We start from the raw sequence: 22,368 nt of genomic DNA, 5'->3' as shown, positions 1-22,368 counted from the left end.
TGACAGAGAATGAGAGATCACTACAAACTCTTTAGGGGGATTTTTTTATTTATTAAGAATTATAGTTTATATGACTATATCTGCAATAAATATGTAATATTTTCTAACATAATTTCTCGAAATATTCACATATTACGGAAACTATTATTACATAAAAGGATTGTATTTTTTCAAAAAAACAGCATGAAAAGCTGCAAAACGTTCTCATCTTTTTAAAAAAAGCATCTGCCCTTAATCAGGCAGATGCTTTTTTCTTGTGCAAAATCATTCCGAGTCATTTATAAGCGTCAATAAAGGTTCGCCAATTTTGATTTGTTTTTCTTTCGTTTCATTTATTTCTTTGTAGTGACTAGTGTTGGTTATAACAACCGGTGTCGCCAAATCGAAGCCCGCCGACTGAATTCCATTTATGTCAAATTCAATGAGCAGCTGTCCTTTCTCTACACGGGCGCCTTGAGTCGTATGAGCAGTGAAAAATTTACCTTCCAATTGAACGGTATTCATGCCGATATGAATCAAAATTTCTGCACCTTGATCAGATGTTATTCCAATTGCATGTTTCGTAGGAAAAAGAGTCGTTACTGTGCCGGATACAGGCGCTACTAATTTTCCTTCCGAAGGCTCAATAGCTACGCCCGCGCCGAGGGCCCCGGATGAAAATGCTGCATCCTTGATGTCTGATAACGGCTTTACTTCGCCGTTAAACGGGCTGAAAATAATTTCTTTTTTACCTAATAATTCTTCTTCCGCGTCAGCCTCAGCTGTTGCTTGTTGGGATTGCCGCTCTGCTTCTGCTGCCGATTTTTGACTGAATCCAAAAAGGAAAGTGAGGATAAAACCAAGGATAAAGGCAACGGTAATGGCAATTAAAGTGCCCCATAAACCAAACGTAATGCCTTCAGTCGGACTGATAAAGGATGGAATACCAAAAATTCCGAGACCTCCCAGCATATACATTTTTGAATCAAATACTCCTATGAGTCCTCCGCCAATTGCCGCAGCAATACAGCTGATAATAAACGGTTTTTTGAGCGGAAGCGTAACACCATAAATCGCCGGTTCTGTAACCCCGAAAACTCCGGAAATAAATGCAGGAACACTAAGCGTTTTCAATTTTTGCTGTTTCGTTTTCACCATTACGGCAAGTACAGCACCTATTTGTGCAAAAGAAGGAGCAAATGCCATCGCTAAAATAGGATCCGCTCCCATTGTGCTCATATTGTTGATGGCAATCGATACAAGCCCCCAATGAAGACCGAAAATAACAAATACTTGCCAGAACCCGCCAAGAAGCAGCCCTGCGATAATTGGCGATAAATCATTGATGGCAACTGTTAGTTGACCTAGAAGCTTTCCTGCCCAAGTTGCAATTGGTCCAATCAATAAAAATGTTAAAGGAACTATGATAATCAGTGTAAAAAAAGGAACTAAAAATGTTTTCACGACATCAGGAATAACTTTCTTAAACCAATTTTCCACCTTTGCACTAAAATAAGCAGCCAAAATAATCGGAATAACGGAAGATGAATACGTCATTAAAATGACCGGAATGCCAAGAAATGTAATATAAATAGGCGACTCAAACATCGTGCCTGAAAACAAAGTGTAAAGCGCTTTTCCGCTAGTAAGATTAGATAGTGCCGGATAAACCAATGACGCCCCGATCGCCATACCGATGAATGTGTTGCCGCCGAATTTTTTGCTGGCCGTATAACCAAGAAAGATCGGGAAGAAGTAAAATAACGAATCGCCAATTGCATATAAAATTTGATAAGTTCCTGATTTATCTGTTATCCAGCCTAGTGATGCGAAAAGAGCGGCAAAACCTTTAATCATTCCTGTTGCAGCTAGAACGCCGAGAGTTGGTGCAAAAATTCCCGAAATAATGTCAATAAAGCGGTTGAATAAATTTTTATCCTTTTTTCCCGCTTCCGTATCGACAGGCTTTGCAGCTTCAAACCCGCCAATAGCAACGACCGCCTTATATACATCAGGCACATGATTGCCGATGACAACTTGATATTGTCCGCCGCTTTTCATAACGGTGACGACTCCGTCCATGTTTTTTAACACTTCTGTGTTCGCTTTCCCTTCGTCCTTTAATTGAAAGCGCAATCTTGTAATACAGTGAACAACACTGATAACGTTTTCTTTACCGCCGACATTTTTGATAATGTCTTTAGCCAATTGCTCATATTTCATGATTGACCCTCCCAAAAATATATTTGATATATAAAAAACCTGAACCAATTTGAACGCGCACGAATAAACGCACTGTATTGTTCAAATCAGTTCAGGTTATGCCCGGATGGTAACATTCCTTCCTGATTTTTGACAGCTTCCCGAAAAAATTATGCAATTGTCGAATTTACTCTTTCTAATCTAAATTGGCTCCATTCGATGAGATGACTTGTTTATACCAATAAAAGCTTTGTTTTCGAATTCGGCGCAAATCTTTTAAATCAAACTCATCACGGTTAACGTAAATAAAACCGTAGCGTTTGCTTATACCTTGATGCGTGCTGACGAGATCAATAGCTGACCAAGGACAAAAACCGAACACTTCAACACCGTCACTAATCGCTAATTGCATTTGTTCGATATGGTTTCTTAAAAATTCAATTCGGTATGTGTCGTTTATGACATCGCCTTCTTCCAATTGATCGATGGCGCCTAATCCATTTTCCGTGACAATCAATGGCAAATGATAGCGGTCATATATTTCTCTTAATGTTGTCCGAAACCCGACTGGATCAATTTCCCAGCCAAATTCATTTTTCTTTAAATGCGGATTGGAGGCTCCTTTATAAACTCCCGGTTCTCCAACCGTAATATGCTGATCGCCTGTTTGGTTCACATCTTCTTCATTTCCTTCGCTTGCTGCTACTGTTTGCGAAGTATAATAGTTAAAAGCAATAAAATCCGGCTTGGCATTTTGTAAAATTTCCATATCGCCTTCAAGAATTGTTGGAGTATAGCCCTTTTCCTCCAAGTAAGCCCAGGCAATATTGTTATAGCGCCCATATACAGCCATATCCAAATACAGCCAATTGCGGATGGCTGCGTAATTATTGGCAGCTAAAACATCTTCAGGTTTTGAGCTTGCCGGATAAATCGTCACAATATTCGGCGCCGGTCCGATTTTTGCATCAGGCAGCATTCGATGGCATAACGTCATTGCCTTCGCCTGAGCGACAAACATATGATGATTTTGTTGATACAATTCTTTTTTTGGATTTTTTAAGTTCGGATCAACGGTCCCGATCGCTTCGCCATGAAGGATCATCATATTTTGTTCATTAATCGTCAGCCAATATTTTACCCGATCGCCAAAATGCTCGAATAATGTTTTGCAATAATTTTCATATGCATCAATCGTTGCACGATTGGACCAGCCGCCTTTTTCCTGTAATGCATAAGGCAAATCAAAATGATAAATCGTCACAATCGGTTCAATTCCATGCTTTCTGATTTCATTGATAAGTTGATCGTAGAACTCTATCCCTTTTCGATTTACCTCTCCGTCGCCATTAGGATAAATGCGTGTCCAGGCAATGGAAAAACGATATGCTTTAAAGCCCATTTCAGCAAACAGAGTAATATCTTCTTTGTAACGATGGTAATGATCGCTGGCTACTTTAAAATCAGTTGTGCCTTCGGGGTATTTGGTCATATCGATAACGGAAGGTCCCTTTCCGTCTTCATTCCATGCACCTTCCACTTGATAGGCTGATGTGGAACCTCCCCAAAAAAAATCGTTTGGAAAAGGCTTGCGCCGCTCGTGTTTCATGCTTACTACCTCCCATTTCATTTTTAAACAGAGTGATTTCGACATCGCAATCGTTTTTACAATTCTTCTCCATTCGTTTCGATTACTTTTTTATACCAATAGAAGCTGTCCTTCCGGAGGCGTTTCAATGTTCCGTTGCCGAAGTCATCTTGATCGACATAAATAAAACCATACCGTTTGCTCATTTCTGAGGTAGATGCGCTTACTAAGTCAATAGGCCCCCAAGTTGTATACCCCATTAATTCAACACCGTCGCCAATCGCTTCTTTCATTTGCTCAATATGTTTGCGCAAATAGTCGATTCGGTAATCGTCATGGATGCTGCCGTCTTCCTCAACCTTGTCGTAGGCCCCTAATCCGTTTTCCACTATAAATAAAGGAACTTGATAGCGGTCATACAATTTATTTAACGTAATCCGCAAGCCGACCGGATCAATTTGCCAACCCCAATCAGATGATTCAAGATAAGGGTTTTTCACACCGCCGATTAAATTGCCTGAAACTTCTTCAGCATCATCCTTCGTGCTGGCTACAAGTGTCATATAGTAGCTGAACGAAAGGAAATCCACTGTATATTGTTTTAAAATGGCATCATCGCCTGGAAGTTTTTCAATGTGAATATTATTTTCTGCAAAATAGCGTTTCATATAACTTGGGTATGCGCCGCGAACTTGAACATCTGTGAAAAATAAGTTCAGCTGATCTTCTTTTAATGCTTTAAGTACATCGTCCGGGTTGCATGTTTCCGGATATACTTCCAATCTAGCTAGCATACAGCCGATTTTTGCATCCGGAATGATTTCGTGGCATGCTTTAACAGCTAGTGCACTTGCTACAAATTGGTGGTGTACCCCTTGGAAGGCAGCTTGTTTTACATTTTCAACCCGATCGGTTAAAATGCCGCCGCCGGTGTACGGACTGAAAGTAATCATATTGATTTCATTAAATGTCAGCCAATATTTCACCTTGTTTTTATACCGTTTAAATACGGTTTCAGCGTAGTGAACAAAGAAATCTATCACCTTGCGATTCGTCCAGCCGCCGTACTTTTGCACAAGCCCGAGCGGCATTTCGTAGTGGGAAAGTGTAACAAGCGGCTCAATATTATATTTCGCCAGTTCGTCAAACACTTTGTCATAAAAGGCTAATCCTGCTTCATTTGGTTCGGTCTCATCCCCATTCGGGAAGATACGCGGCCAAGAAATGGATAAACGGAATACTTTAAACCCCATTTCTGCAAATAAGGCGATGTCTTCCTTATAGCGATGATAAAAATCGATTCCGAAACGTTTCGGGAAAATTTTATCTGATGCTGCTCCGCTTAAGATTTCCTCGATTTCTGCACTTGTCACATCTAATGAATGTCCGTTTTTACCACGTTTTTCTTTTGGTACATAAGCCACCATATCGGCAGTAGAAAGACCTTTTCCATCTGCATCAAAAGCACCTTCTAATTGGTTGGCAGCAGTTGCGCCGCCCCAGAGAAAGTTTTCCGGGAATTTCGCTTCGAAATGGCCCATTGTTCATTCACCCTCTCGTTATTATTAAAAAAATTTCCAACTTTATCCTGTCGTAAAGCGCTTATACGATCAAGAAAATAAAAAAACCTAAATTGCCCGCCATAAAAATGACGAAACAATTTAGGTTTTGCCTGCATGACCAGTAACAATCCTAAATGAAATGGTTTCTATTCGGTTGTTATTTACAAATTAGCATACGCTTTCATTTCCTGTCAACAGTTCATTTAAAAATTTTTACGAGAAGCTGAGATTTTGTTTAATTACGATTCACGACTCGATCAATATGAATTGTCAAATATAGTTTTTCTTCCGAAGTTATTTCATGGCCATGCACCTTTTGAATATAATCTTTTATTTTTTTCGTGCAGGCATAAGCTTCCGGATGCTTATTTTTTACGATTTCATACAATTCATCATCGTCGCTCTTCAGCAGCATGTTGTTTATGAGCCGTTGCGCGAAAAATTTCAAGTGGGTAAGGAAACGGAAATAATTTAATGAATCCTCGTCAAGCTCAATTTTAAAATGGTATTTTACAATATTCAGTATATCTTGAATAATCTTTGTCATATTGGCGACATCCGTCATTTCTTCATTCAGCTCAGCATTGACGAAATGCATCGCAATGAAACCGGCTTCATCTTCAGGCAGTTCAATCGCCAATTTGTCTTTAATCATTTTCAGTGCTTCCAAAGCGATTTGAAATTCATCTTTATATATCCGCTTGATTTCCCAAAGTAATGGATTCACAATCTTTATCCCTTGTTTTTGCCGTTCTATGGCGAAATTAATATGGTCTGTCAGCGATATATAAATAATATCATTCAGTTTTTTGCCAAGTTTATTTTTCGCGTATTGTATCATTTCCTCCGTTACTTTTACATATTCCATCGGAACCTCGTACAATAGCGATTTGAATTTACTGGCCATATCCTGATTTTCCAATTTAAAAATCTTTTCAATTCTGTCTTCATCAACCTCATCGCCAGGTCTTTTCTTAAAGGCAATCCCTCGTCCCATGATGACCAGCTCTTGATCATCTTGTATAACGCTGATCACGTTATTATTAATCACTTTTGCGATTTTCACGCGTACCCCCTGCCTTTAGTTTGATGCTATTATACCTATATATTGCAAAATGCACTCGATATTATTTATGAAAGAAGTCCTTAATTAAGAGAATTTACGATTTATTAGGATTTGTCAATACAAAAATTCGATTGCTAAAGCAGATTTTCGTTTTTTTTCATAGTAAGAGTCCGCCATCATGCGTTGGGTACAGCCCGACGATAAGGGGAGGTGAATTCACTTCTGTCCAGTACGCTTTCTATTGGTCAAAATGATAAAAAATAACGGCGAGAACACATGCCCCGCCGTTTTGTCATTTTATTTGAGCGAAATCTTTTTTCCCTGTTTGATCGATTCATAGCAAGCTTCAATTACAGTCATATTTTGGATCATATTTTCGCTTGTGTAGGAAGGATTTTTTCCATGCAGCACCGCATCTGAAAAATGCTCAACTTGAAGAGCGTATTGATCCGCTACAATGCTTTCGATTCTCTGCTCATTTTCTTTTTCAACAATGATTAAGCCTTCTCCTCCTTGGCGGTCAGGTCGATAGGCTCTTGGAACGCGAATAGAACCTTTCGTTCCGACCACTTCATAAACATTTGAAAAACTCGCGTGAAAACTGCAGTCAAAAACGGCTTTGACTCCATTGTCAAGCTCCATATATCCGACAGCCGTCGTATCAACGCGATGTACAGGATCTATTTCAGCATCTACTCTCACTTCAGCCGGTTCGGCTTGAATAATATTTCGAATCGAATGAATACAATAGCAGCCAATATCATAAATACTGCCGCCGCCCATATCAGAATTTAAACGAATATTTTGCGAGGCAGGATCCAAATAAAACGAAAAGTTGGCTCTCATTAATTTCACATCGCCAATTTCACCTGATGCGATGATGTCTCGAACTCTTTGATGCTGTGGGTGAAATTGGTACATAAACGCTTCCATAAACTTCACATTGTTTTTTTCACAAACGGCTGCCGCTTCTTTCGCTTCCTCAGCTGTCAGCGTTGCCGGCTTTTCACATAATACATGTTTTCCTGCTTCAGCTGCCTTCACAATCCATTCTTTGTGCAAATGGTTAGGCAGCGGTATGTATACAACATCGATATCTGGATCCTTTAGCAAGTCTTCATAACTTTTATAGGCTTTCGGAATATTTAATTCATCAGCCACCCCGATCACTTTATCGGATCGGCTTGCTATCGCCGCCACAACAGCATTTTTAGATCTTTGAATCGCAGGAATCAACTGCTTTTTAGCGATTTGTGCTGTGCTTATTATTCCCCAACGAGTTTTCTTCAATTTCTAAATCCCCTCCAGATCAATTTTGAAAAAACATAATCTTGTCAATTATTTTTGAAATTCTTTTGATTTTACATTAATATTTTTTGATTTTGAAAACGCTTTTTTATATTTTACCACATTTTCACACATCGTCCATACAACTTTTCAGCAGATTCCTCCACAAGAATTCAAACCGCTGCTGCCACTGTCACGGAACATTGTCCGCCTGCTAACTTTTTATGTTTGAAGTTGTTTGTTTGTACTTTCTATATTTTTGCCAACGACCAATTGGAACCATCGCATAAAATGTTTTCCCTTGGTTGTGTGAACACATAAGGGAATCGGTGCTCAAATTCCTTCAGCAGCAAATACGGCAAATCACTCGGTTGCCAAGGGAATGTAGGCTTTGACATTTGCAAGTTTTTGAAAGAGGAATGTTGCTAGATTTAAATTTTTGTTTATGATTGAATTTTTGTGTTTTTTTCGACTAGTCGGCCCTTAAAAGTGATTTCGTACAGATTATCGTTCATTGTCATTCGCCTCTACTTCATTCGTTGCATTAGACAGTTTAGCTTATTAGATATATAGTATATTTGGAAATAATGGAAAGAGGCGAGTCCAATTGGTATACATAAAAATGAACAGTCCAGAATATGTAAAGGCCAGCATAGCTCTTTTTTTCGGCGGGTTTGTCACCTTTTCCATTTTGTATACAACACAGCCTTTACTGCCTGTTTTCTCAAAAGAATTTCATATCTCTGCCGCATCAGCCAGTTTAACCGTATCGGCTTCAACCGGAACACTGGCTTTTATGATGCTGGTAGCTGCTAGTTTGTCAGATGTTCTTGGAAAAAAGAAAATCATGATCATCTCGATGCTGCTTACTTCCATGCTCTCTATGTTTATTGCTTTGAGCCCAAATTTTCCTTTGCTTGTTGTATTCCGAACACTGCTTGGAATTTCTTCAGCAGGCATCCCCTCTCTCGCTATGGCGTATGTAGCAGAAGAGTTTCATCCAACTGCAATTGGCAAAGTGATGGGATTGTATATAAGCGGAACAAGCATCGGCGGAATGGCCGGCCGAATAATCACTGGCTTGTTGACAGATTTTTTTTCATGGAGGACCGCTTTATTTTCCATCGGAGCGCTAGCTCTTATTTTAAGCATCGTCTTTGCTATTATTCTACCGACACCAAAGAATAGCGAAAAAAAGCCGTTTAATATAGAAGCTGTTATAAAAGCATATACTGTACACTTAAAAAATAAGCCGCTTTTATCTCTCATTTTTTTGGGTTTTTTATTTATGGGAAGCTTTGTGACATTATACAATTATATCGGCTATTTACTGAGCGAGCCTCCTTATTCATTCAGCCAATCATTGCTTGGCTTCCTTTTCATCGTCTACATTTTCGGAAGCTTCAGCTCTGTATTTTTAGGCAAAAAAGCTGATGAACACGGCCATTCAGCCACGCTAATTTTTGCCGTCGCTTTGACTATTTCCGGAGCCATATTGACTCTTTTTCCGCCAGTATTGGTGAAAATTATCGGCATTTCACTATTTACATATGGTTTTTTCGGCTGTCATTCCATTGCCAGCGCTTGGATTGGAGAACGGGCGGATAAGAATAAAGCTCAAGCATCTTCTTTATATCTTTTATTCTATTATTTGGGATCAAGCTTAGTTGGTACATTTGGGGGCTATTTTTGGATTCATTTCCATTGGGCGGGAGTCATCTTGTTTATCGCGGCTTTATTGCTATCAAGCGTACCTTTTATTCGGTATGCTGAGAAACGTCTTTAACCGTCAGAAAGTATAATAGATTAGTGCAGAAAAAAAACGCTTAGCCTGTCGGAAGAGCTGAGCGTTTTTTTAAGAAAAAATTTATGGTGTTCGGATTATCGTGCAAATTCCCATAAAAATTAGAGATGGATCAGCATGTCATAAGCAGAAAATTGCATGGAATTCCTGTAAACTGTCTACTGTTTTACACAGCCCATTTCACGTAAAATCCCTCCAAAAATGCCACTTTTCAAAATAAAAATATGGCAACCTTCATCTTTAAAAAGTTCCAGAAAATAACATCTTTTTCTATTGACTTTTACGTTGCGTAACACCTTATAGTTGCTAACGCAGAGATGTAATAGGTGACAATGAAGGTAAAAGAAGCAGGGGCTTTTCAAATAATCAAAATTTGCAAGGTGGAAGCAATGAAAATAGTCATCGAAAATACAATCGAACAAGATGAAATTGTTCGATTTCTTTCAAATCTTGCTTGATATATAAAACTTGTAGCAATTGATATGTGGAACTCTTATAAACTGTCAATTGTGATAGCTAAAATTCATATTGTTAAGTCAGCAAACAAAACCTGATAGAAAATCCGGAAGGCTGTCAGTTAAAATGGATTAGTCAATGAATGAGTTTATGAAAAAGTGTTAGATGCCGATTTTTCTATTGTAGCTAAAAGCATGGAAGAGGGTGTTTTTACCCTCTTTCCACACTTTTTTGGATATCCAAAATTATATTAATTGAAGAGAAACGAACTTAATTTCTAGGAATTCGTCCAGCCCGTAGTGGCTTCCTTCTCTTCCAAGGCCGCTCTCTTTCATTCCGCCAAAAGGTGCTTGGGCGACAGACGGAAGGCCGTCATTGATTCCGACAATGCCGTATTCTAGATTTTCAGAAAACCAAACAGCCTTTTTGAGAGATTGGGTGTAAACATACGCAGCCAAACCAAATGGTGTACCGTTTGCACGTTGGATAACTTCTTCATCATCTGAATATGTGCTGACCGGTGCCAATGGTCCAAATGTTTCTTCCTGCATGCACAACATATCATCTGTTACATCAGAGATTACAACCGGCTTCATAAAATACCCTTTGTCCATATTCACGGAAGGTCCTTCATGGAGTTTTGCGCCTTTTGCGACTGCATCTTCTAATTGATGTTGAACTTTTTTGACTGCATTTTCGTCAATAAGCGGTCCAATGTCTACCTTCTCGTCAAGGCCGTTTCCTACTTGCAGTGTTAAAACAGCTTCATGAAATGCTTTTAAAAACGGCTCCTTAATTGACTCATGGACATAAATCCGGTTGGCGCATACGCACGTTTGACCGGCATTTCTGAATTTTGATTGCACAACGCCTTTTACAGCTTCTTGAATATTTGCATCTTCTGTTATGATAAAAGGTGCCAAGCCTCCAAGTTCAAGCGATACTTTTTTTACAGTATCCGCTGCTTTCCTCATTAACAGCTTTCCAACTGGAGTAGACCCTGTAAAAGTAACCTTCTTAACGCGTGAATCTTCCATCCAAACATCAACGACTTCAGCTGGTTTTTCAGTCGTTATAACATTGATGACACCTGCTGGAAAACCTGCTTCATGAGCACATTCTGCTAATAAAAGTGCTGTAAGCGGTGTTTGTTCAGCCGGTTTTATGACAACTGTGCATCCAGCTGCAAGGGCAGGGGCGACTTTCCGTGTAATCATCGCCGCCGGAAAGTTCCAAGGAGTTATGGCAGCAACGACTCCAACAGGTTGTTTTTGAACGATAATTCTTTTCGAATGAACAGATGCCGGAATCGTTTCTCCATAAATCCGTTTCGCTTCTTCTGCAAACCATTTCACAAAGCTGTTAGCATATTGCATTTCCCCTTTCGCCTCGGCAAGCGGTTTTCCCTGCTCAAGTGTCATCGTGGATGCCAACACTTCCAGCCGATCATTTATGAGCTTATACCATTTTTCCAGCAATTCTGCTCGTTCATAGGCTGTCGTTTTTGACCAAGTTTTAAAAGCTTCGTGAGCTGCATCGACAGCCAGCTTTGCTTCCTTGGCGGTTCCGTTCGGCACATAACCGACTGTTTCAAAAGTGGCAGGGTTTTGAACGGCAAAATTGTCATCCAACTGAACAAATTCTCCGTTAAGATACAGCCCTTTTGTCAATGGTTGTTCTTTCATACTGCTTGAATCTCCTCTCTTTCTTTTTCTTCATTCGAGTGGTGCGTAAATATGCGGTCGTTTTCTCCGCGCAGAAAATCTTTCCCATACAGCAGGATGCATAAAAGGATGCCGGCAGCAAAAGCCATTGTTGCTCCTTTTATGACGAGGATTGCACCAACAATCCCCGCAATTCCAAGATCACGCTGGCTGCGGGACTGCATGACACCGATACGAACGCTTACATAACCTTGCACCAACAATGTCAAAGCTAAAGCAACTCCAAGTATCGGTTGTACTAAACTTACTATAGGCAGCAAAAATAATCCAGTATTTGTACCCCAACGGAACGATCCTGCTCCACCGAAAAACGAATGCATCGCTTCTTTACCTTTTTTAAACCGCTCGATCACGACCACTTGCATGGCAGTCCACATCGGACCGCACATCGTAATATCAGGGCCGATCATGCTCATTAGAATGTTTCGGCCACCAAATATTAAGTGGGCGCGGTTCGGATTGTAATCAACTTTTTCATCCGTACGTATGACATCAGATTCAGAAAGGAGAGCTTTCGTTTTCAGCACATCTCCAAACACAACTAAATACGTTGCAAAAACAGCAGGGACTGCCTTCACGAAAAACGATAACGCAGGGAAGCCTAGGCCAAATACCGTATATTCCGCCCAAAGTGTGGCGAAATCTGGTTTACTGAAGCCCCATTGAATGTCCGGCCATTTCGCTTCTCCAACAAGAGGCGCTACGAAAACAGCTAGCAAAATAGCAGGTAAAATCCCTAAATTCCCCAACAAAGCCCAGCCTTTGTTTTTTTGCTTTAATTTTTCGAAATGTTTAGAGAATATTAGATAAAACGCAAAGCCAATGCAAATTGTGATCGTAATCGGGAATAATTCAAACTTTCCTCCGGCTTCAAAAATCGATACGACAGCTCCAATTCCGGCACCCAGTATAATACCTGATTTAATGGCGTCAGGCACTAAACGCACCACTTTGCTGGCAAGTCCCGTTACTCCTAAAATGATGGATAAAATTCCAAGAGTCAACTGAAATGCAATGAGTGCATATATTCGGTCCTCACCTTCAGGAAATTGTTTAACAAACAAAACAATCAATGGAATCGCGGGAGTGACCCAACCTGGAATGACCGGGTCACCAAGCAGATGATGCAGTAAATATAAAAGTCCATTCAATACAACAACAGCGAGAGCCACTTCAAACGGCATCCCTAAATGATCCGCTAAAAGAGTAATAGCCCCAAGGTCTACCGCACACATGAGCAAACCCTGCACATAATCGGGCCATTCAAACCGATAATGAATAAACGGCAGCCGTATTTTAAAGGGACCTGCAGGGATATATGGCGTTTCAGCGCCGTGCGGACGATTTTTCCATTTCATGATCATGATTTTCCCTCCTATCAATAGGCAGCACGGTATATTTGTTCAATATCTTTTTTGCTTAATTTTCGAGGGTTATTGCGCAGAAGTCGCGTTTGCTTTAAAGCTTCCTCAGCCATTTCAGAAATCGCGGATTCCGGAATATTAAATTCACGCAAAGATTGCGGAATTTCCACATAGCGGCATATCCGGATCATCGCTTCAATCGCTGCATCAGCCGCTTGATCATCGTTTAGATGATCTACTTTTTCTCCTAACGCTTCTGCGATATCACGGAATCTTTCTAAACAAGCTATTTTGTTCCATTTCATGACGTATGGAAGCAGCAAGGAGTTGCTTACACCGTGTGCTATATGAAAACGTCCTCCAAGAGGATAAGCGAGAGCGTGCACTGCTCCAACACCTGCATTACCAAAAGCCAATCCCGCCATGAGACTCGCTGTAATCATCGCCTCACGTGATTCGATGTTTTCCGGGTTTGAATACGCTTTCGGTAAATGGGTGGAAATAAGTTTCATCGCACCAATTGCCAGTGCATCCGTAATTGGAGAAGCAAACTTTGAAATATATGCTTCCACAGCATGAACCAATGCATCCACTCCGCTTGCTGCTGTCACGCTAGGAGGGCACGTAATGGTCATGATCGGCGAAACAATTGCGACATCAGGTAATAAGAACGGACTGACAATTCCTTTTTTCACCTGCTCTTTCGTATCCGACAAGATTGAAATATTCGTAACTTCGGAACCTGTTCCGGCAGTTGTCGGAATGGCTATTAACGGCAGCCCTGAGAAAGGTCGAGTCCAGTAGAATAGTTGATTTCTAACTTCCCGCTTCTAAAGGATGCAAAAAAATGAACATTGTTTAAATAAAATCGAATTTGCAAAGACTTGAATTAAAAAAATGAATCCTTGCATAAAGTTAATCGTAAATTATATCAAAAGAATAAAACATTAACCGTCATATCGAAGATCAAATTTGCGGGGGAAAGTATGTATACACACGCTACGAATAGAAGTCAAATGCCCAGTGTTTTAAAGGCGTTTGCCGTTTCTTTGGCTATCGCCATGCTAGGAATGGCAGCGGGAATATATGTGCCGCCATCACTGTTTTTGCCTCTTGCCATAATTGAACTTGGCATGATTATTTTTGCATTCTTTTTGCGCAGAAAAAAAGCTATTTCTTATACATTTCTATATAGTTTTACGTTTATTTCAGGGATTACAGCCTATCCAATGATCTCGCATTATGTTTCAACAATCGGCGCGCACGCGGTCATTATGGCACTAGCCGCCACAACCGCTGTTTTTACTGGATTAGCTGTATATGCAACTGCAACAAAACGAGATTTCTCATTTCTTGGCGGAATGTTATTTTCTGCCCTGCTCGCTTTTCTGATCATTTATGTTCTTAATCTTTTTTGGCCGTTGAACTCAGGCGGCATGCTCGCATTTTCCTTCATAGGAGTATTAATTTTCAGCGGCTACGTATTATATGACTTTAATCGAATGAAGCATTACGGTGTTCATCCAGAAGAAGTGCCGTTAATAGCCCTAAATCTATATTTAGACTTCATCAACCTGTTCATTCAAATTTTACGAATCTTTGGCATTCTTTCTTCAAAAGATTGAAGGAGAGCTAAAAAAAAGAAAGCTGCTTGCAAAAATTTCGGGTATTTAAAAATTTGTAGAACCGGCGCAATTTTTATTTCAGAATCATCTAGTGCCGGTTCTTCTTTTCACTCGTTAGGAAAGCTTTTGCGGTTCCTTTTTTTTCATTTTACTTTTGCTTGCTGCTCTCCTTTTTTGTCCTTGCAACAAGCCTAATATTTCAGCATGTTTGTTCTTTTTGCCCGGCGTTTCACTGCAATCTTCAAACGCGTTTGCCCTGTACGGCTGACGGTTACGTGCAGCTGAATTTTGCTGTAATCAACTCTTTTTGACAAATACCTGATTTGATTATTTTCCAGAATTATTCCAACTTACATTTTTACCTATAATCTTTTATAATAAAAAATATAGTTAAAAGAAAGGAGGCAGCCCTTTTAGTATGGAAGACGTTGCATTAAAAACAATTTTGCAGGCGCTGAAAGAGCATTCTGAGCACATTGACTCAAGATTTGATCATCTTGAAAAAAGAATGGATGGCTTAGAGGCAAGAATGGACAAACTGGAATCTAGAATGGATAAAATGGAATCTAGAATGGACAAGCTGGAATCAAGAATGGATAAACTGGAAAACGATTTGCAATCTTTTAGAAAAAACGTGGATGAACGCTTTACACGCTTAGAGAAAAAATTGGAAGGGATTCGCGCTGAATTAACAGACGCACAAGAAACCCTCGACTTCGTGTCCAGCAAAACATTGAAGCATGAAAAAAAGCTTAGACAATTATAGCTTAAGTTCTCATCTTCCAAAAATCGCTGCAATATTTTTTCCTTTCCTATTCACCTTCAGTTTCTGCATCTTTAGCCTTTTTGACAAAACGTAATAATCAAAAAATAAAAAGGGCGCCAAAAAGAAGCTTTCGGCACCCGTATTATCTAGTTATTTAATTGTTACTTTTACTTGCTTACGTCCGAATTGGATCGCATCTTGTTCAGTAGGCATATGGATATCAATTTTTTTGCCGCGGATTGCACTGCCCGTATCAGCAGCAGTATATGTCCCGTATCCTTCTATATATACTTTGCTTCCTAACGGTATAACACTTGGATCTACAGATACAACTTTTGAGTCTTTTGTTAATACAGTTCCATTTGCTGTTTTATTTCCTACTAAAGAATATGCGGTGGCTTCCATTGTAATCGTTTCGCCAGCATCTTTCGCTCCGTTATCTTCTTGAGCTTTCGTTGCAGTTTCTCTCGCTTGAACTTCTTGCTTGCTGACAGTTTGATTAGAGCTGTTTTCCTCTTTAGGTGAAGAAGACGTTGCTTCTTCTTTTTTTAAACTCTTTTCATTCGCAGCATATGTACTGGTTTTATTTGCAGATGCTGTGTTTTTATCATTCGTCGTTGTTTCTTGCTGTACGACTGGTTTGTTCACTTTCTTTTCTACTGTACGTTCCTCTTTCGCTGCTTGATCAATTATTAAAACATCACCAGCAAAAATTAAATCGGATGTTAAGTTATTCGCAGATTTTAGTGACGAAACGGTCACACCGAATTGATCGGCAATACTGCTTAACGTATCTCCAGATTTGATTGTATATTTTATTTTTTCACTTACGACTAATTCTTGATTTGGATAAATCGTTTCAGTCGTTAAGCCGTTCCATTCTTTTATATCTGCCACTGATACATTATATTCTTTAGAGATTTCCCAAAGAGAATCACCTTGTTTTACCTTATATGTTTCAGCAGAAGCTTGACCTACAAATGGAAGCGAAGTCGCTACTGCAGCTGTAAAAGCAATGATTGTTTTTTTCATGATGAAAAATCCCTCCTTTTCCCTACAACGACATCATAGCAATTTTATGTAACAATAGCTTTGCAAAAAGATATTAAATAGATAACAGTTGCTTTTCAAAGAAGAAAAAAATGTAAAATTTCATACTAATATTTAGGAATTTTTCAATTCAGTTACTGTTACACCAGTGCATAATTCCTTCTCTTCTGATTGCTCAGGCAAAATATAAGCCTTGCCATATTTTCGCTTAAACCTCACTTCACTGCTATTTCATCCAGTCCTCAAATAAATTGGTCGTGTTATATATGGAGGGATTTTCAGACATGAATTGATAGCTTATCATTCTTGATCTACATTGATTGGACAGTCGATCTTTATCCAAACCGATCTATATGTCATAAAATCTCGAAAACCAATCGTTATACACCATTCTAGAAAAACAAGGAGACGGTGCTCAGACCAACCGACTCAGTGCCATCATCATGGATATCTCTGGTAAAATAACGAAAGACATGAACCTCCATTTTTTCTAGGAGATTCATGTCTATTTCAAAAGGCCGATTTCCCCTTCCTTGACTTCAAAGTTAAATCCCTTTAATGCCGTTTTCGCTTGTTTTGGGTATGTGTAGGTTAATTGTTTGATCTCAATCATTCCTCCACCAATCCTTTCGCCAGCCATTTCGCTTGAAGCACTAACGCTTCGGCAAACTTCTCCCCTATCTCATCGCGGTACAAAAGCTGTAAAAAGAAGCTGCGTATGACCGCGACGATTGTACGTGGGTTTTCTTTTACCATAACTCCTTCGTCTTGCCATTTTTCAATAAGAGGCACAAGTGCATCTTCATCCTCTGTCGTATGATGGTCAGCATATTCCGGCGGTAACTTCCGCATTAAAAGTTCATATTCTTTTCGATCAATCATCAAGCGCAAAATCGGTTCTTGTTCGATCAACTTTACAGCTTGTACTAACAAAACTGCCAATCGTTCTTGCGTTAACGGCTTCTCTGTCCACTCAACTAGAAGTATTTCTCTTAATTTTCGTTCCTCCATTTGAAACACTTCATAAAACAACGCTTCTTTGGAGGGGAAAAATAAATAAAACGCTCCTTGTGAAATGCCAGCAGCTTCAGTCAAAGCCGCAACAGTTGTTTTTTGTATCCCGTATTGACGAAACATTGCTTTGGCTGTTTCTAATAATGTTTGACGTATCGTTTCCTTTTCTTCCTCACGAAATTTACGTGGGCATCGAATCACCTTCTTTATGTTTATATGAATATTTTTATTTTATATTCACAGAAAGTGTGAAAAAAATCAAGAAAAATATTTCTTCAAGAATGGGGCTGTCTAATAAGTCGTTTTTTCGGCTTATTGACGGCCCCCTTTTATGTTTTAGAAACGTTGATATATCATCGATGTTTATGATTTTTTGTTTTCAAAAGGGATTTGACTTTCTAAGACAGCTCCTTCTGTTTTTTTACCGTATTTACTAAATTCTATTTCATTTTTTCACCAAAGCATGCAGAAAATTCTCTTAAGCCCGAATTTGTCCAAAATCTGACTTCTTTTTTTCAAGACTTATTGCACAGCTCTTCTTTTAACAGCTTCGGTAAATAATCGATATGAAATACATCATCTGGAAAGGTGATTCCTAAGTCTTCATCTTCATATAAAAACTCTTGAAGCACCTCATTTAATGCCGTCATATAAAATTCATGCAAAAATTCGTAGCTGAAGGTTTCCCGAGGCATTAAAGATTGCGCACACACATTCGGATGGCAATAATTTAAATAGGTGCGGCACGGAGTCGGTCTGACCTCGTAAACTTTGCAAGTATTGGACGACCGATCTAAAAATGGACAGCTCACTTGTTCAGAAATGTACTTGAATTTAAATTGAGGATCTTCATGAAAATCGATGGTGCATACTTTTTCCAGTTGCTCCTTGTTCGATTCGAAATAATTCAATAAATGTTCAAAAATATCTTGCTTTTGTTCTTCTGGCAGGCTTTGAATATATTGCAAAATTAATTTGGCTTCCAAGCGGGTAGTGATAATCGGAAAATAACAACAATAAGCACAGCCTTTAAAACAGGAAGGTTGTATATTCACTTTTGTTTCAATTTCTTTAATTTGGGAATCTATTAATTTTAAAAGTGCTGTAAATGTTTCTAGAATAATTTCGGAAGCACTTTCGTTTTCTGGGTTTTCTAAAATATGATCAATCGTGTCATAAAACAGCTGCTCATCCGGAATATAATGTATATTAATTGTTTCACAGATTTTCAACATGTCTTCGTAGGTTAAGCGATTATCCAAAAGACTTCGACTCCTTGCAACAATGTCTTTTCAATATCGTAAATCATCGCCTGCAAAAAATCCATCAGGTACATCTTTTAAAATTTCAGCCACCAAAATGCACCTTTAGCCGTCAAACCGCTTCCAATCAGCCGCTTTCTACAAATGATTCGATAATTTTAACATTCGTTACAGTCCCAGTTTGTCTCAAGTACATTCAGGTGCTGAGCGCTGGAATATGTCTAGTTTCAGGAGATCATACCCAAAAGACTTTCCTTATTTTAAATATTTTAAAATTAGCTCATAGCAAGTTTTCTTATAAAACTCATGAAGGTGATCTTCATCAAGCATTAACCACTGAATGAGACATCCATCGATGATCGAGCGAATCATTTTGGAAGCTGTATCGACATCAATGTCAGCTGAAAACGTTCCTTCCTTTTGACCAAGAGCAACAATGTCGCGGCCGATTTTCCAGCAGTTTTCGTAAAACTTGAGATTTATTAGCCTATATTGTGGATTTCGGCTCGCTTGTGCCATAAAATCAAGGTACACTTTGTAAAATTTTTTATTCTTTTTTGGATCGATAAAAACAGAATGGATATAAGCCTCTAATTTATTTATCGCTGCAGTCTGCTTACTAACCGCTTTATACTCATGTTGATAAATGCGATCCGTCACCCATTCCAGCAAGCTAAAAAAAACATCCTCTTTATTTTCAAAGTAATAATTCGTAACCCCTTTGCTTACACCTGCATAATCAGCAATATCCTGCAATGTTACCGTTTCGTACCCTTTATCTGAAACAGCTTGAAAAGCAGCCCTTAAAATTTGTTCTCGCCTTTCTTCTGCTTTTTTCTTCATAAAAACACCCCTCGAACTTCGGTCATAACGCTATTATACATGAATTTTTGACGATAAAAATATTTTGACCGGTCAGAATAATTTTGTTATCGTAAAAGCAAGAATATGAAAAACAATAAGGGGGATGTCGAGTGGACCACTTCAAAGCGTTAGTAGTGAACAAAACGGAGACAGATTTTTCAGTGAAAGTACAAACCATTTCCATGAATGACCTTCCAGAAGGAGATGTCGTCATAAAAGTTGCTTATTCCAGTGTCAATTATAAAGATGGATTAGCTTCCATTCCCAATGGGAAAATTGTAAAATCGTATCCGTTCGTACCAGGTATCGATCTAGCCGGCACTGTTGTTTCTTCTAAAGATCCGCGCTTTAAAGAGGGAGACGAAGTTATTGCAACAAGCTATGAAATCGGCGTGACACATTACGGCGGCTACAGCGAATACGCCCGCATTCCTGCAGATTGGATTGTCCCTCTTCCAAAAGGATTGACACTAAAAGAAGCTATGGCTTTAGGAACAGCTGGATTTACGGCGGCATTGTCTGTCCATCGTTTAGAAGAAAATGGATTAACTCCTGACAAAGGAAAAGTACTCGTTACAGGAGCAACCGGTGGAGTCGGAAGCATCGCAGTTTCCATGTTGGCAAAACGAAACTATCATGTTGTCGCAAGTACAGGCAAAGAAACAGAACATGAATATTTACGCGAGCTTGGCGCAAAAGAAATCCTTTCTCGCGAAGAAGTTTGTCCAGAACAGATCCGTCCGTTAGATAAACAATATTGGGCAGCAGCCGTTGACCCTGTAGGCGGGAAAACCCTTGCTGCAATCCTTAGCAGAATTCAATACAACGGCTCTGTAGCAGTCAGTGGGCTAACTGGAGGCAGCGACGTTCCAACGACTGTCTTCCCATTTATTTTGCGAGGAGTCAACCTGCTTGGCATCGATTCGGTCTATTGCCAAATGGAATTGCGAAAACAAATTTGGGAGCGAATGGCCGCTGATTTAAAACCTGATAAATTACTAGAATCTATTGCGCAAGAAATCACACTCGATCAGCTTCCTGACGCATTATCGAACATTCTAAAAGGCAAACTGCGCGGCAGAACGGTTGTAAAGATCTCATAATACTCGCAGCACTTTCTGGGTTTTGATTGAAAATAGTTCCCTTTTTGAAACGGGAAATCGGTATTTAAAAAAATTTTTTAGTGAATTGATGACAAAAAGCTCAGCATATGCCGAGCTTTTTGTCTGTCAACAGTTCTTAAAAAAGTTTGTAACTCATTACCAGCAACTAATCCGCTGCTTTTTTAGATGAGCATTTTGCACATTTTTCAACCCAAGAGCCATAAGGTTTTCTAAATCATAAAAAAGGACTTCACCCCTTATTTGTAGAATTTTGAAGTAACCAAACCACAAAAATCCACAAGGAGGAAGTCACTTTGTATATTCTACAAGAAAGTCTATTTTCCTTTGAAGAATTGCAAATTTTAGAGTCAAAAGAGAAATTACCGATCTTTTTTAGTGCTCTAGATTTGCGTCCTTATGCTAAACAATTGAAAAGTTCTTCACCCCAAGGGGCTGAAGGACATTCCAAAGAAGGGATATTAAGGGCTCTTATCGCTGCCCCATTAGAAGGTATTGATACTTTTACTTCTCTTCACAATCGATTTAAAAATGACCTGCGTTTTCGTTACCAATGTGGTTTAGATATTAGCAGGCCTGCACCATCCATCTCTACTCTTAGCCGAGTATTTTCTTCACTAACCAAAACTGGACTCGTGAAAAGAATCTTTCAAGATCTCGTCCAGTTAGCTCAAGAGGAAGGAGTAATTGATGGAAAACATCAGGCTATCGACAGTGCCGCCATTGATGCTTACGAAAAGAAGCAGCCTAAGAAGCGAAGTGAACAAACAGGCAACGCCAATTGGGGGGCAAAGTTTGATTCCTTCGGTAATAAAATTACTTGGTTTGGCTATAAGATGCATCTTTCCGTTGACACCAAAAGTGAATTACCAATGGCGATTGAAGTAACCCCTGCTCATATCAACGATGGGGATGTCGCACCACAATTAATTGAACAAGTAAAGAGTTGTACAAACTCTAAAATTGATTTCCTGATAATGGATGGTGGGTACGACCAGCTTAAAAACTACGAATCTGCCAAGAACATCGGGGCTCAAGCTATTATTCCACTCAATTTGCGTAATGAAAATGACTCCCGAAGGAATTGCCTCCAATGGAACCCCACGCTGTTCTATGGGGTACGAAATGACTTATTGGGGAGCCAATAAGGACCAGCTCAAATTCAGATGTCCACACGCAACCGGAAAAGTGGATTGCCCATTAGGAATGGCAGCCTGTTCATCCTCCAACTATGGAATGGTAGTAAAAATTAACGTGAATAAGGATCTTCGCCGGTACTCTAATCCACACCGCGATTCCAAACGTTGGAAAGAACTTTACAATGAGCGAACCAGTGTAGAACGGTGCAATTCAAGAATGAAAAGTTATCTTACAGCGAACTCCCTGCATGTGTGGGGAATCGATAAAGTAAAAACTCATATTTACTTGAACGCCATCGTATTACTGGTTTCAGCTCTCGCAATGGCAAAAGAGAGTAAAAAGCAACAAACCGCTTAAAAAATTTTTAAAGCGAAAAATTCTGCAAGTACGCCCAAAAAAGGACAAACAGAATATTTGTAAACCAAAGATACAAAATACCCCAATTTATTTGGGTTTCTTTTAAAACTCTTTTTAATAAAAATCTAATTTTGCAA

Annotated in this window: 17 protein-coding genes and 1 pseudogene; 6 read left to right on the top strand and 12 right to left on the bottom strand. The window is 39.3% G+C overall.

Annotated features, from left to right (window positions below; all coding sequences use genetic code 11):
• Positions 1–264: 264 nt before the first annotated feature.
• From NSQ41_RS03220 to NSQ41_RS03200, 5 genes are all read right to left on the bottom strand, one after another.
• Positions 265–2,202 (bottom strand): beta-glucoside-specific PTS transporter subunit IIABC, encoded by a 1,938-nt coding sequence (locus tag NSQ41_RS03220; protein ID WP_339210995.1) that lies wholly within the window; start codon positions 2,200–2,202, stop codon positions 265–267.
• A 175-nt stretch (positions 2,203–2,377) separates the two neighbouring features.
• On the bottom strand, positions 2,378–3,790 hold the full coding sequence (locus NSQ41_RS03215; protein WP_339210993.1) for a glycoside hydrolase family 1 protein: 1,413 nt from the start codon (positions 3,788–3,790) through the stop codon (positions 2,378–2,380).
• A 56-nt stretch (positions 3,791–3,846) separates the two neighbouring features.
• A complete protein-coding gene (gene ascB, locus NSQ41_RS03210; protein WP_063389269.1) occupies positions 3,847–5,310 on the bottom strand; it encodes a 6-phospho-beta-glucosidase in 1,464 nt (487 codons plus the stop codon).
• Positions 5,311–5,566: 256 nt separating this feature from the next.
• On the bottom strand, positions 5,567–6,397 hold the full coding sequence (locus NSQ41_RS03205; protein ID WP_063389270.1) for a PRD domain-containing protein: 831 nt from the start codon (positions 6,395–6,397) through the stop codon (positions 5,567–5,569).
• 297 nt (positions 6,398–6,694) lie between these two features.
• Positions 6,695–7,687: a Gfo/Idh/MocA family oxidoreductase gene (locus NSQ41_RS03200; RefSeq protein ID WP_130156686.1), complete on the bottom strand. Its 993-nt coding sequence runs from the start codon at positions 7,685–7,687 to the stop codon at positions 6,695–6,697.
• A 604-nt stretch (positions 7,688–8,291) separates the two neighbouring features.
• Here NSQ41_RS03200 and NSQ41_RS03195 point away from each other — a divergent pair.
• Positions 8,292–9,470, top strand: a complete 1,179-nt coding sequence (locus NSQ41_RS03195; protein WP_339210991.1) for an MFS transporter — start codon at positions 8,292–8,294, stop codon at positions 9,468–9,470.
• A gap of 350 nt (positions 9,471–9,820) precedes the next feature.
• Entirely contained in the window at positions 9,821–9,946 is a 126-nt protein-coding gene (locus NSQ41_RS03190) for a hypothetical protein (protein WP_339194261.1), read from the top strand.
• A gap of 243 nt (positions 9,947–10,189) precedes the next feature.
• On the opposite strand, the gene NSQ41_RS03185 is transcribed toward NSQ41_RS03190, so the two are convergent.
• From NSQ41_RS03185 to NSQ41_RS03175, 3 genes are read right to left on the bottom strand one after another with little or no spacing between them, the layout of a single operon-like run.
• On the bottom strand, positions 10,190–11,629 hold the full coding sequence (locus tag NSQ41_RS03185) for an NAD-dependent succinate-semialdehyde dehydrogenase (protein ID WP_339210990.1): 1,440 nt from the start codon (positions 11,627–11,629) through the stop codon (positions 10,190–10,192).
• Positions 11,626–13,026 (bottom strand): hypothetical protein, encoded by a 1,401-nt coding sequence (locus NSQ41_RS03180; RefSeq protein WP_339211597.1) that lies wholly within the window; start codon positions 13,024–13,026, stop codon positions 11,626–11,628. Before NSQ41_RS03180 ends, NSQ41_RS03185 begins: the two co-directional genes overlap by 4 nt.
• 20 nt (positions 13,027–13,046) lie before the next feature.
• Entirely contained in the window at positions 13,047–13,757 is a 711-nt protein-coding gene (locus tag NSQ41_RS03175; RefSeq protein ID WP_339195660.1) for an iron-containing alcohol dehydrogenase, read from the bottom strand.
• A gap of 261 nt (positions 13,758–14,018) precedes the next feature.
• On the opposite strand from NSQ41_RS03175, the gene NSQ41_RS03170 reads away from it, so the two are divergent.
• Positions 14,019–14,657, top strand: a complete 639-nt coding sequence (locus NSQ41_RS03170; protein ID WP_063389276.1) for a Bax inhibitor-1/YccA family protein — start codon at positions 14,019–14,021, stop codon at positions 14,655–14,657.
• Between the two features lie 418 nt (positions 14,658–15,075).
• Positions 15,076–15,423, top strand: a complete 348-nt coding sequence (locus tag NSQ41_RS03165; RefSeq protein ID WP_327856578.1) for a hypothetical protein — start codon at positions 15,076–15,078, stop codon at positions 15,421–15,423.
• 150 nt (positions 15,424–15,573) lie between these two features.
• Here NSQ41_RS03165 and NSQ41_RS03160 read toward each other — a convergent pair whose 3' ends face one another.
• The 4 genes from NSQ41_RS03160 to NSQ41_RS03145 all read right to left on the bottom strand — a co-directional run bounded on the left by NSQ41_RS03160 (position 15,574) and on the right by NSQ41_RS03145 (position 19,592).
• The gene (locus tag NSQ41_RS03160) at positions 15,574–16,455 is read right to left on the bottom strand and encodes a LysM peptidoglycan-binding domain-containing protein (RefSeq protein ID WP_066246834.1); all 882 of its coding nucleotides are present in this window, start codon (positions 16,453–16,455) and stop codon (positions 15,574–15,576) included.
• A 627-nt stretch (positions 16,456–17,082) separates the two neighbouring features.
• Entirely contained in the window at positions 17,083–17,688 is a 606-nt protein-coding gene (locus NSQ41_RS03155; protein ID WP_082830392.1) for a TetR family transcriptional regulator, read from the bottom strand.
• A gap of 314 nt (positions 17,689–18,002) precedes the next feature.
• Positions 18,003–18,749 (bottom strand): YkgJ family cysteine cluster protein, encoded by a 747-nt coding sequence (locus tag NSQ41_RS03150; protein WP_339210989.1) that lies wholly within the window; start codon positions 18,747–18,749, stop codon positions 18,003–18,005.
• 255 nt (positions 18,750–19,004) lie between these two features.
• Complete coding sequence (locus tag NSQ41_RS03145) at positions 19,005–19,592, bottom strand: TetR/AcrR family transcriptional regulator (RefSeq protein WP_063389282.1); 588 nt, start codon at positions 19,590–19,592, stop codon at positions 19,005–19,007.
• A 131-nt stretch (positions 19,593–19,723) separates the two neighbouring features.
• Here NSQ41_RS03145 and NSQ41_RS03140 point away from each other — a divergent pair, with 131 nt between their 5' ends.
• On the top strand, positions 19,724–20,716 hold the full coding sequence (locus NSQ41_RS03140) for an acryloyl-CoA reductase (RefSeq protein WP_339210987.1): 993 nt from the start codon (positions 19,724–19,726) through the stop codon (positions 20,714–20,716).
• A 314-nt stretch (positions 20,717–21,030) separates the two neighbouring features.
• Positions 21,031–22,231 (top strand): annotated as a pseudogene (locus NSQ41_RS03135) (transposase).
• The last annotated feature ends 137 nt before the right edge of the window (positions 22,232–22,368 follow it).

The organism is Aeribacillus sp. FSL K6-8210 (genome assembly GCF_037963925.1).
Taxonomy (GTDB): Bacteria; Bacillota; Bacilli; order Bacillales; family Aeribacillaceae; genus Aeribacillus; species Aeribacillus composti.
This window is presented reverse-complemented; position numbering and strand designations above follow the sequence as displayed.